This is a genomic window from Parahaliea mediterranea (assembly GCF_017255185.1).
GTDB lineage: Bacteria > Pseudomonadota > Gammaproteobacteria > Pseudomonadales > Halieaceae > JAFKCZ01.
Window position 1 is genome coordinate 81,790 of record NZ_JAFKCZ010000010.1, and the last position, 12,117, is coordinate 93,906.

8 protein-coding genes are annotated in these 12,117 nt (G+C 66.3%); 2 read left to right on the forward strand and 6 right to left on the reverse strand.

Annotated features, from left to right (window positions below; genetic code table 11):
- Positions 1–193 precede the first annotated feature (193 nt).
- Positions 194–1,831, forward strand: a complete 1,638-nt coding sequence (locus JYP50_RS14565; RefSeq protein WP_206561276.1) for a Na/Pi cotransporter family protein — start codon at positions 194–196, stop codon at positions 1,829–1,831.
- On the opposite strand, the gene JYP50_RS14570 is transcribed toward JYP50_RS14565, so the two are convergent.
- Both JYP50_RS14570 and JYP50_RS14575 read right to left on the reverse strand, forming a co-directional pair.
- On the reverse strand, positions 1,804–3,705 hold the full coding sequence (locus tag JYP50_RS14570; protein ID WP_206561277.1) for an autotransporter assembly complex protein TamA: 1,902 nt from the start codon (positions 3,703–3,705) through the stop codon (positions 1,804–1,806). The genes JYP50_RS14565 and JYP50_RS14570 overlap by 28 nt on opposite strands.
- Positions 3,695–7,648 carry a translocation/assembly module TamB domain-containing protein gene (locus JYP50_RS14575; RefSeq protein ID WP_206561278.1) on the reverse strand — a complete coding sequence of 1,318 codons (3,954 nt, stop codon included), beginning with the start codon at positions 7,646–7,648 and terminating at the stop codon, positions 3,695–3,697. Before JYP50_RS14575 ends, JYP50_RS14570 begins: the two co-directional genes overlap by 11 nt.
- A gap of 125 nt (positions 7,649–7,773) precedes the next feature.
- On the opposite strand from JYP50_RS14575, the gene JYP50_RS14580 reads away from it, so the two are divergent.
- Entirely contained in the window at positions 7,774–8,262 is a 489-nt protein-coding gene (locus JYP50_RS14580; RefSeq protein WP_206561279.1) for an RICIN domain-containing protein, read from the forward strand.
- 14 nt (positions 8,263–8,276) lie between these two features.
- On the opposite strand, the gene JYP50_RS14585 is transcribed toward JYP50_RS14580, so the two are convergent.
- The 4 genes from JYP50_RS14585 to JYP50_RS14600 form a co-directional block, all read right to left on the reverse strand.
- Positions 8,277–8,495, reverse strand: coding sequence for a hypothetical protein (locus JYP50_RS14585; protein WP_206561280.1), 219 nt, complete (start codon positions 8,493–8,495; stop codon positions 8,277–8,279).
- Between the two features lie 118 nt (positions 8,496–8,613).
- A complete protein-coding gene (gene yghU, locus JYP50_RS14590) occupies positions 8,614–9,459 on the reverse strand; it encodes a glutathione-dependent disulfide-bond oxidoreductase (RefSeq protein ID WP_206561281.1) in 846 nt (281 codons plus the stop codon).
- 50 nt (positions 9,460–9,509) lie between these two features.
- Positions 9,510–9,941, reverse strand: a complete 432-nt coding sequence (locus JYP50_RS14595; protein WP_206561282.1) for a DUF2147 domain-containing protein — start codon at positions 9,939–9,941, stop codon at positions 9,510–9,512.
- 584 nt (positions 9,942–10,525) lie between these two features.
- Positions 10,526–12,088: an AMP-binding protein gene (locus JYP50_RS14600; protein WP_206561283.1), complete on the reverse strand. Its 1,563-nt coding sequence runs from the start codon at positions 12,086–12,088 to the stop codon at positions 10,526–10,528.
- Positions 12,089–12,117 lie beyond the last annotated feature (29 nt).

Consider the following 12,117-nt stretch of genomic DNA (forward strand, 5'->3'; position numbering starts at 1 on the left):
CAGCATAGATAAAGGCCTGTTACATAACAAGCCGACCGTACTTCGAATTAAGTGAAGCGCCCGCCATTGACGCAAGTAGAGGTAGCGTAAACTTCGCACCGGTTCTATGCTAAAGATGCGGCGGGGGCCTGCCCGGCCGCATGTCGGGCAGGCCCCCTGAATTGCTCACCACAGGATACGATCGCGCGCAGAGATGGAATATCTCCACGTGGTAATGGCCGGGTTGACGGCCATCATACTGTTTATCTTCGGGCTGGAAAATTTTTCCTCGGAGATCGAACGCCTGTCCGGCGAGCGCTTTCGCCGCTTTCTGTCCCGTGCAACCCGGATTCCGCTGGTCGGACTCCTGATCGGCGCGCTGGTCACCGCGGTCATCCAGTCCAGCTCGGCGACCTCGGTGATCACCATCAGTCTGGTCAACGCCGGCGTCCTCTCTTTCAAGAACAGCGTCGGTATTATTTTCGGCTCCAATGTCGGTACCACCGTCACCGCCCAGCTGGTGGCATTCAAGCTCACCGCCTTCGCCCCGGCCATTATCATTATCGGTTTTATCCTGTCGCTGGTGCGTTCGCGCGCCGCGCTGTTCGGCAAGTCGATCTTCTATTTCGGTTTTGTGTTTTTCAGCCTCAACCTGATCTCCGACTCCCTGCAGCCACTGCAACAGGAACCGGCACTGGTAAAATACCTGCTTCAACCACAGAGCCCCCTGCTGGCGATTCTGGTTGGCTGCGCGTTCACCGCCATGGTGCAGTCGAGTTCGGTCACTACCGGCCTGGCCATCATTTTCGCCCAACAGGGCCTGCTCAGCCTCGAAAACGCGGTACCGATCGTCATGGGCGCCAACATCGGCACCACCGCCACCGCCCTGATCGCAATTTTCAACATGGACCTGGCGGCCAAGAAAACCGCCTTGAGTCACTTCCTGTTCAATGTCAGCGGCGTGCTGATTTTCCTGCCGGCGCTGCTGGTGTTCGGTCACCGGCTCAACGAGATCGACACCGAACCCGCCATCGCGCTCGCCAATATTCACCTGGTGTTCAACCTGGTCACCAGCCTGATTTTCATCGCCCTGGTCAACCCGTTTACCCGCCTTGTCGATGCCCTTGTCGGCGAGGGCAAGATGGACTTCGAACGCCTGGAACTGCCGAAACTCGGCGAAGGCGATGATTTCGACGCGGTACGCGGCAGGCTGCGGGCGAACCTGGCGCCGCTGCTGGGCTTCCTCCAGGAAAACTACAACCTGGTCACCCTGAGCATCGAGTCGGGCTACCGCAGTATTTTCGAGGCCTCGCACAAGCGCATCCAGTACATCGAGTTCCTGGAGCAGGAGTACCGGGCCTATTTCTCCCGCGTGGTGACCAGTATCGGCGACGAGCGCGAATCGCGGGAGCTGCTGGCGCTGATCACCCGCTACGACTACCTGTTCCAGGTCCACGACTCGATCGAGGATCTCTTCAACACCAAAAAGACGATGAAAACCCAATATGTCGAGTTGAAGAGCGACGTGGTGCTGATGGTCCGGGAAATTTCCAGCCACACGCTGGGGCTGTTCGATGAGATTCGCAAGTCCCTGCTGCGGGACGAAACCGCCGAGGTGAAGCAGAAAGCCACCAGCCTCCAGGCGGTCATCGACGACAGCAACCGCGAGTTACTGAGCCTGATGGCGCATCCCGACCGCCGCGACGCGGGCGCGCTGTCGAACTTTGTCACCTACTCCCTGCGCCTGCGCGACAAACTGCTGAGTTTCGACAAGCTCAAGGAGGCGACCGCACCCGACCCGCGCCGCGAGACGGATACCACGGGTCAGAATTCCGGTCCGACCGTGATGTAAACCTGAAAACTGTCGTCGGCGTCGTCCAGGGGGACGCCGAGGTCGATGCGCGCCAGACCCACCGGCGAGCGCCAGCGCAGCCCCAGGCCCACGCCGACCTTGGGTTCGTAGTCTTCCCAGCTGTTGAAGGCGTTACCGCCGTCGACGAAGGTCGCCACGCTCCAGTCGGGAATCACCTCGTATTCGTATTCGAGGCTGGCGACCAGTTCGTGCTTGCCGCCGGTGATGGTATCAATGGGAAAGAGCGTCTCAAAGCCGTAGCCGCGCACACTGCGCACGCCACCGGCGCGAAATTCGTAATATTCCGGCATCTGGTTGAAGTTAACCGTCAGCGCTTCCTTGCTCTCCGCCTCGCTATAGCCCATTTCAGTGCGCAGCAGCAGGCGGCTGCGCTCGCCCAGGGAGCGGATATGCCAGGTATCCAGGCGCGCCTGCCAGAAGCTGATATTGGAGCCCAGCGCCTCGTCCGCCCCCAGTAGCTGCAGGTCTAAATAGTCGCCACTGCGGATATACAGTCGGTCGTCACTGCGACGCAGGGCCAAGCGCGCGCGCGGTACCACCGCCTCGAAGTCGGGGGTAAGCGTGTTGTAAGTCTCCTCGCCGATGGCGTCGATAAAACCCTCCTGATCAGCCTTCGACAAGTAGCCAAACAACACTTCGAACATATCGTAGGTTTCACCCACCAGACTCACACCGAGTTCGGAGCGCAGTTCGAATGCACCCCACTGCCGCCGCGGCTGATGCCATGTGGCGGACAGCAGGTTGGTGGCGATACGCGTCTCACCGCCTCGCGCCAGCCCCACGTCCTGGTAGGTCAGGTCCTTGCTCTCGTGACGTGCGCCCAACACAAGCCGGCTACCGGCAAGCGGGTCGAGCGGGATCACATAATTGAGATCCCCCGCCAGTTTGCGGCGCTCCTCCACCAGGGCAAGGCCGAGGTTGAAGTGCTGGCCGCGGCCGCCGACGTAGCGGCGGGTCCAGTCCAGCTGTGTACCTACACCGGTATCGGTGCCCCAGCCCAGGCGCCCGCGGTAGCGGTTGTTGGGGAACGTTTGCAGGCGAATCTTCAGCGGCACCACACCCGGTTGACCGGGAACCGGTGGCTGCGGCTCGATCTCCACCTCGCTAAAGTGGCCGCTGCGACTCAGCGCCTGCCGCTGACGCGACAATGCGCCGCTGTTGTAGGGGTCGCCGGGCTGGAGCACCAGGTAGCGCTCGAGGTACGCCGTATCGAAGCGGTCCTGCTCGAAGGTAATGGGGCCGATCACCGACTGTCGACCGGGCGCCACCACCAACTCGATCCGGGCGCTGTAGCGCTCGAGATCCACCTCCACCCTGTGCGCCCGGTAGTGGGCCCGGCGATAGCCCTGGCGCCGCACCTCCTCGAGCAGGCTGCGTTTGGCCGCCTCGTAGCGCCGGTGGTCCAGTATGTCGCCCGCGGCGAGGGGGAATGCCCCGGCAAAGGCATCCTTGTCCAGGAAATCGGCGCCGCGGCCCTCAAAGCGGATATCCACGGCGCCGACAGGCAGGGGCGGTCCGGCGTCGATGCGGTAGCGGGCCCACCAGGCGCGTTCCGGTGACGCCGGCTCGTCCAGCGTCGCCTCCACCTGTACCCGGTAGTAGCCGAAGGGCTGCAGTGCGCGCTCAATCTCGCGTTGCGCCTTTCCGTGTCGCTCCTGTATCGACACCGCCGTCAGTCGCTTCCGGTCGCGGGCGATGCTCAACGAGGCGCGCACGTTATCCAGCAGTTCACCCTCGACACCCTCCACCACCACGACCACACGCCCGTTATCGCGCGCCGCGCCGGCCTGCAGGGGTAGCAGCAGTAGCAGCAATGCGACGGCAACCAGGCGCCGGACCAGCTCAGTGCTCATAGGTAATGGTCACCCCCAGGTTATTGTCCGCCTCGCCCACATTGGCCTCCACCCCGTAACGGGGCGTGATGGTATAGAGCGCGTCGAACTCGCTGGTTTCCTCCAGCAGGTTGTAGCCGTAACCCACATAGAGTTTGGGGTGCAGGTAGGTGCCGATGCTGAGGGCCGATTCCCGGCTGGCGGCGGAATGCCCGGTGAGCAGGTAGGACTGGATCTCCGTTGGGTCGAGTTGGGGCCGGGAAAACAGCTCCATGGCCGGCGTGGCGAGGGGGCCGGTCACCTGCACCCCGGCGGCGCTGACCAGGGGGTCGTTGTCGATCCAGCGCACCGCGCGCAAATTGACCTCCGGCTCGGTCACCGGCCCGCCGCGGAACAGCACTTCCCCGGTCTCGATCTCCAGGTCCTGGCCGAAGGCGCGGAAGGTGCCACCCTCGATGTTGAGGCGGCCGTCTGCGGTGGGCATCAACGAAGCCTGGCGCGGGTGGTTGCGGAAAATGACACCGCCGGTGATGCTCCCGGCAAAGCCCAGCGCGCTCACCCGAACCCTGTCGCCCAGCACCAGCTCCACCTCGCTGTCGATGCGCAGCGGCGACGCCGGCGCCTCGGTGACCGCGCCCCCCGCCGGTTCGCCGAGAATCACCACATCGGGGGAGGGCGCGACGATGCGGCCCGGATCAGGTTCGGTCTGCGATGCGGCCGCTTCGGGTTCCGCCACGGCCACCTCCTCCGGCGCGACCCCGGGACTGAGCCCCAGTTTCGGTGTGATGCGCGCCTCCGCGACGGCCACCTTGCCGCGCAACCGCAGGATGTCGTCGCCGAAACGGATATCGAGGTCGGGCGACAACAGGGCGCGCGCATCCGCGGTGTTGTAGACCTCCACCCGGTCGCCCCGCAGCGTCATGGCCAACACGCCAGTCTCTGTCTCCAGGTCCCCGGCCAGGGTCAAGCGGCCCCCGCCCGAACTCAGGCCACCGCGAATGCGTAGCTGGCCCGCCGGGGACGGGTCCGCCTGCAAGCGCAGGTCGAGGTCACGCAGCTCCAAACCGGCCAGCGGCACATCCGCGGCCGCCTCCGCCAGCGCCAGCTGCCCCTCGAGCGTCGGCTGGCCCAGGGTGCCGCCCAGGCGCAAATCGCCCTGCAGGCGCCCGCGGACCGCCTCCAGCTCCGGCACCCAGCCCTGCAGGCCGCTGAGATCGGGCAAGTCCAGCTCCAGTCGGCCCGTGAGTGGCTGGGGATCAGCCAGCGGTAGCCGGCTCATGGCGGGCAGTTGCAGCTCGGCCCGCACTTGCCCGGTTTCCAGGGGCCTCAGGCCCAGGGTCGCCACCAGGCCGCCGCGGTCAATATTCAGATCGAGCTGGCCGCCGCCGTGGTGCAAGCGCTGTACCCCCGCAGGGGTTTCCACCCGCAGCTCGCCGGGCTCGACGGCAAAATCCCCGCGTCCTTCGAGCGCCCCGTCCGCGGCCATTGCCACCCGCAACTCCCCGTTCACCGCGCCGCTCAGGTCGGGCAACAGGCGCGCCAGCGACAGGGATTCCAGGCTGGCGGCGAAATCGGCGCCCCCCGTTGCCCGCCAATCACCGCTGGCGCAGAACCGGGCTGGAGGATGCTCGTCGACACCGGGGGACTGCAGGCAGGTATCGGCGAGCGTCACCCGGGCGGCCGACAGCGACAAGGGGGCCGTGGCGTCCAGCTGCCAGTGACCGCCAGCTTCGCTGTCGAGAGCAAGCGCGGCCACCGCGCCCCGCCAACTGCCGCCGGCAATATCGTATCCACCGTCGAACCGCGCCTGAAGCTGCTCGGTGATCCCGTGGACATCGAGGTTCAACGTGTGGCTACCGGTACTGCCGCGGGCCCTGAAGACGGCGGACTCCAGCAATGCCTGGTCCGCCGCCGGACCGGCGGACAGCGCCCCGAGTTCGAGATCCAGGCGCAGTGGAGCGTCCCCCGCCAGGCCCGCCTGTACTTCCAGAGCGAGCGAGCTCAGCGACTGTCCCTGCCATTGCAACTCGCGGCCCTCCAGGCTGGCCTGGACACGGGGTTGCTGCGTACTGCCGGACACACGGCCGCGGGCGGACAGGGCGCCGCCCGCTCCCGCTAGCAGTTCCCCGGGGGCCGGCGCCTCCAGCGACCAGTCGAGCGCCAGCTGGTCGCCGTCGACCCGCCCGTCCGCCCGCAGGCGGTTGCCACCGCTGTCCAGGGCCAGGTTCTTCAGTTCCATCAACTCGCCTTCAACCAGCCCCCGCGCGCGCAGATCGATCGCGCGCCCCGCGATCTCGCCCGCCAGGCGCTCGAGCACCACTTCGGCGCTGATCCCGGTTTCACTGTCGATGCGCCCCCGGGTGTCCAAATCCAGGTCCAGGGCCCGTTGGCCCCGCAGTTCGGGACGCCAGCGTCCCGGCTCCAGGCCCCGCCCCTCCAGCCGCATCTCCCAGGACGGGGCCGGAACCCAGGCCGCGTGGCCTTGCAAGGTAATGTCGCCCGCCAACAGGGCGCCGCGCAGCGCCTGCAGCCACAATTCCCGGTCACTGCCGCTCACCTCGGCCCGCCAGTGCCCTGGCGGCACCTGGCTGCCCGCCATATCGGCGCTGAGGTTGCCACGCCAGCGCGTCGGCGTTCCGCCAATGACCGCCCGCCCCTCCGGGCTGCCGGCGATCGCCTCGCCCCGCAGCGGCCAGCGCAGATCGCTCCAGCTCACGGTCAGGTCGAGCTCGGGCTCGCCCCCGGCGGGAAGTTGCACCGCACCCGACAGCATCACTTGCAGCGGTGTATCGACCACGGCCAAATCCAGGCGTTCCAGATCCAGGGTCTCGCCGGCGAAGTGCAGATCGAGGCGGCCCGCGGCCTGTAACTCGGAAGGCAGGTCGGCGTTGAAGGCCTCAAGACCCTCGCCCCGGGCCCGGTAGGCAAGCGCGGCGCTTATCGGCCCGGCCCAGCCGACATCGCCCTCCAGCGCCAGCTGATAGGGCCCGCTGACCAGCTCCAGGTTTGCGATCTCGATTCCATCGCTATCACCGGCGGCATCGAGAGCCCATTGCAGGGGATCATGGCCCGGCCCCGCCAACTGCCCGCTTGAAGACAGCTGGTAGCGCTGGAGCGTGCCGCTGGAACGCAATTGTCCGGGGCCGATGCGCGGGCTTTGCTCACCAATTCCCAGAGCGAGCGCAGGCCAATTCAGCTCAAGGTCCCAGCCCGGCTCGCTCAGCAGCGAAGTCAGCGTGCCGTCCAGGTCGAGCGGCAGCTCGCCATCGCCCCGGTGGGTGACGCGCAATTGATCGGCGTGTCCCGCCAGCTTCAACTCGCCACCGGCGCGGCGGCCGTCGGGCAGGCGCCAGTGCCAGGCTATTTGCAGGCCGGCCGGCATGCCGCTGGCCAATGCCAGTTGCCCCGCGCCGGTGATCTCCCCTTCCGCCGCGCTCACGTCCAGGCGCGCCAGGTCGACCCGGCCGTCGATCACACTGCCGGCGAGGCGCACCCGGTCAATCCGCTGGGGCGGGGCCTCGCCGGAACGCAGGCCAATGGCATCCAGCGCGATGGAGCCCAGTACAATATCGAGTGGCGGCTCGAGGGCGGCGGGATCGAAAGGCTCACTGTCCTTAGGGGGCTCGCCACTGTCCGCTAACACCACCTCAACACCCCGCGCCGCCAGGCTGTCCACGTACAACGTGCCGGTCAGCAGCCGGGCGGGCCGCCAGGCATAGCGCAGATGCTCCACGGTGACACTGAGCCCCGGCTGATCCAGGCGCAGCCCCTCCAGCTCGAGGGTGTCGAGCAGCGAGCCCTCGACCCGCTCCCAGGCCAGGGCGCCGCCGGCTATCGCCCCCGCCCGCTCCAGCAGCCAGCGGCTGCCGGCGCTGGATGCGGCCAGGCCCAGCAGCGTGCCAATCACCAGCAGCAGGCACAGCAGGATCAACAAGACACCGTAAAAGAGGGTTTTTGTACGCAACTAATCGTCCCGCCGCGTGGTCAGAGAAAGAGCCGGCCGGTCGCGGCCCAGTGGAGGTTGCCACCCGAGCCGGCAACATCTAAGTTTAGACAGGCACCCGACATACTATTGAAAGGTTGATAGCAATGAAACACGCAACTCTCCTCGCCGGCCTGCTGGGCCTGTGGGTTGCCGGCGCGGCGGCCATCGAATTCAACACCGATGCCATTAAGAAAATGCAGGAGGAAGGCGAAAAAATCATGGAGGAAGAAAAAGCCTTTCGCGCCTTCAAGCTACCCAACGGCCAGTGCCTGCAAGCCGCGGGTAATCCCAGCAAGGCCGGCGTGAAGCTGGTGAGCCGCAAATGCAATGACAAGGCCCAAAACCAGAAATGGCAGTTCGACAAGCAGGGCCGCCTGGCCAGTCACGGCGGCGCCTGCGTGGGCCTGGCCGGTGACGGCAAGGAGGCGGGCGCCAGCGCCGTACTGAAGAATTGCGGCGGAGCGGGTGACCAGAAGTGGTCGCTGGACGGCGCCGGGCGCCTGCACAACAAAGGTGGATTGTGCCTCGAGGCGCAGGGCGGCCAGGTTCAAACCGCGCCCTGCAGCAAAGCGGCGAACCAGAAATGGGGCTAGGCCCAGGTACTCGTTCAGCCGGCGCCGAGCGGATGCCGCTCGGCGTACTCCCCCGCGTATTGCTTGATCCACTCCTCGGCGGCCTCGTTCAGGGTCAGCCAGCGCCGCTCCATCGCTATCACGCTGCGGCGATAGTCCCGGATCCGGCGGCACTGGTCTTCCATTCGCGCCCTGAAGGCCTCCTGTTCCGCTACTACTGAAGCGGAGCGAGTTCCCACACTCGCCTTTTCCATGCTGCACCCCCTACAGTGCGGCAGTTGTCACTGTCTTCCATAGCAAGTATTCGGCGCGGATGCATGCATCTGTAGCGGATTCTGTGATATTGCACACAAAAAAAGCCGGAAAACGCGCTCAGAGATCGAGGTCGCTGGCGTCGTGCCGCTCGGGCACCTGCTCCTCCTCCGGTCCCCACACGCGGTTCACCCGCCGGCCGCGCTGCACCGCCGGGCGCGCCTCGATCTCCCTGGCCCAACGCAATACATTGGCATAGGCGTGCACGTCGAGAAACTCCTGGGCCTCGTAGATATCGCCGGTGACCAACACCCCGTACCAGGGATAGGTGGCCATATCGGCAATGCTGTAGTCCTCTCCAGCCAGGAAGCGACGCTCCGCCAGATTGCGGTCGAGCACGTCCAGCTGACGCTTTACCTCCATGGTGTAGCGGTTGATGGGGTACTCCAGTTTTTCCGGGGCGTAGGCGTAGAAATGGCCGAATCCACCGCCCAGGAAAGGCGCGCTGCCCATCTGCCAGAACAGCCAGGACAGGCACTCCGCCCGCGCCGCCGCCTGTCCGGGCAGGAAGGCGCCGAACTTCTCCGCCAGGTGCATCAGGATGGCCCCGGACTCGAAAATCCGGATGGGTTCCGGTCCGCTGCGATCCACCATCGCGGGGATCTTGGAGTTGGGGTTGGCCGCCACGAAACCGCTGCCGAACTGGTCGCCCTCGGAGATATTGACCAGCCAGGCGTCGTACTCCGCGCCGCTGTGTCCCTGGGCCAGCAGCTCCTCGAGCATGATCGTCACCTTCACGCCATTGGGCGTGGCCAGCGAATAGAGCTGCAGCGGGTGCTTGCCCACCGGCACCTCCTTGTCGTGGGTGGGGCCGGCGACGGGGCGGTTGATACTGGTGAAACGGCCGCCTTCCTGGCCCTCCCACTGCCACACGCGGGGCGGGGTATATGTTGCATTCTCTGACATCGTGGTTTCGGCTCCGTATTGAATATGCGTGAATCGGCTCTGACCGTGGATTACTCGACGCGTTCCCAGACCTGGGTGCGGCCGAGCATGGGCATGCCCAGGTAGCCGCGCAGTTCCAGGCGGGCGCCATCGTCGACCAGCTTCACTTTGGCGTTGTACTCCTTGCCGCTCTCCGGGTCCAGCACCCGGCCGTCCACCCACTCGCCATCCTCGGGCACCAGGCCCCAGAGGACGGTCATGCCCTCGATCGGCTGGCCCTCGCGCTCGCCACTGCATTGCGTGCAGCGCGGGTTGGGTTCGGTGGGATTGAACAGGCGCAGCACCTTGCCGCTGAGGGTCCCCCCCGCCATCGAGATCTCCACGATGCTGCGGGCCTCGCCGGTGTCATCGTCGATGGTGCGCCAACGACCCGCCGGATCCGCGGCCACGGCCAGCGGCGCGAGTACGGCGATGAGCAGGGAGATAATAAGACGTTGTGGCATGTTGTTCTCCTGTTTGTGTAGGAATCGGCGTAATAACGGACCTGAAAAGCGGCGCAATGAATTGCGCCCTACAGGGTGACGTCCCCTCCACCGGCGTAGGGTCGAATTCATTCGACCAAAAAAACCACGCCATGAATTGCACCCCACGGGGCGCCCCCCGGTGTAGGGTCGAATTGATTCGCCCCAAAAGCGGCGGAATGAATTCCGCCCTACAAGGGGATAGCGCACAGCGTGTAGGGTCGAATTCATTCGACCAAACAGCGGCGCAATGAATGCCGCCCGACCGAGGGGATCGCGCGTAACGCGTAGGGTCGAATTCATTCGACCAAACAGCGGCGCAATGAATGCCGCCCGACCGAGGGGATAGCGCGTAACGTGTAGGGTCGAATTCATTCGACCAAACAGCGGCGCAATGAATGCCGCCCAACCGAGGGGATCGCGCGTAACGCGTAGGGTCGAATTCATTCGACCAAAAGCGGCGGAATGAATTCCGCCCTACAAGGGGATAGCGCACAGCGCGTAGGGTCGAATTCATTCGACCAAACAGCGGCGCAATGAATGCCGCCCCACAGGGGAGATAGTCGTCATGCCCGCGGGCCCGCTGCATTGGCGTCGGCATACCGGCCGCGCAGGCCGGGTTTATCCACCTTGCCGGCGGCATTCAGCGGCAGGGCCTCCACCCGCAGCCAGCGGCGCGGAGTCTTGTAGGCGGCCAGTGAACGCCGGCAGTGATCGGCCAGTTCGGCGTCCGCCACCTCCCGCGCCAGTTGAACCACCGCCGCCACCACCTCGCCCCAGCGCGGATCGGGCAGGCCGATCACCGCGCAGTCCCGCACCGCCCGGTGGCGGCGCAGGGTTTCCTCCACTTCCCGCGAGGCGACGTTCTCGCCGCCGCTGATGATCATGTCTTTCTTGCGATCCACCAGGTAGAGGTAGCCCGCCGTGTCGAAGCGGCCGATGTCGCCGGTGTGCAGCCAACCGTCCGCCAGCGCCTTTTCCGAGGCCAGCGGGTCCCGCCAGTACCCGGCCATGCACTGCGCCGCCCGCACCAGCACCTCCCCGGGCTCGTCCGCTGTGCAGCGCTCGCCGCGCGCGTTTTGCAGCCGGATATCCACGCTGGCCAGCGGCCGCCCGACCGACCGCAGTAACTCGGGACAGTTCTCCGCGGCCCGGCGGTGATCCTCCGGGGTCAGGAAACTGACGCTGCCCGACAGCTCCGTCATGCCGTAGCTCTGGCACAGGCCCACCGGGGTTTGCGCCAGCAGGCGCCGCAGCAGGGTCTCGGGCATGGCGGAGGCGCCGTAACCGATGGTGCGCACACCGGCCAGGTCACCGGGAGCGAAATCGGGATGGTCCAGCAACATGCCGATCATGGTGGGCGCCAGCGACATCGTCGTTACCCCCAGTTCGCGACAGGCGCGCAGGGTGTCGCCGGCGTCAAAGCGCGGCGCCAGCACCACCGCGGCCCCGTGGCGGTGTTGCAACAGGACATTGTGGGCGGCGACGTGGAACAGGGGGAAGGGATAGAAAAAGCGGTCCCCCGGCAACACCGGTCGGCCGATGGCCGCCGATTCAAGACCGGCGAGAAAGGAGCGGTGAGTCAGCACCGCGCCCTTGGGGCGCCCGGTCGAGCCGGAGGTGTAGAGAATCCACACCGGGTCGTCGGGCCGTATCGCCGGTGGCGGCGCCAGGGGCCCGGTGTCCAGCCAGCGCTCGTATTCCCCGTCGAGCGCGATCAGCTCCAGGTCCGGCGGGCACTCGGGGTGGGCGCGAAGCGTTGCCAGCAGGTCCGCCCCGGCAAACAGGGTACGCACCCCCGCCGAGCGCAATTGGTCACACCATTCGCTCGCCGCCAGGCGCACGTTGAGGGGCACCAGGACGCGGCCGCTGGCGGGGACCGCGTAGATCAACTCGACAAAGGCCGGGCAGTTCCAGGCCAGTACCGCCACCCGCTCCCCGGCGCGGCCCGCGGCGGCGAGACGGCTAGCCAGCCGCTCGATACGCCGCTGCAGCCACCCGTAGCTGATCGCCTCGCCCCGCCACCACAGGGCGGCGGCCGCGGGTTGCGCGGCGGCCTGGTGCCGGATCATTTGCGGCAGCGTCGCCACCGGGCTGTCGGCTGCGGCGGCGGGGTCGCTGTGTGTCATCGCTGGGCCAGTCCTCCTGGCGACACAGA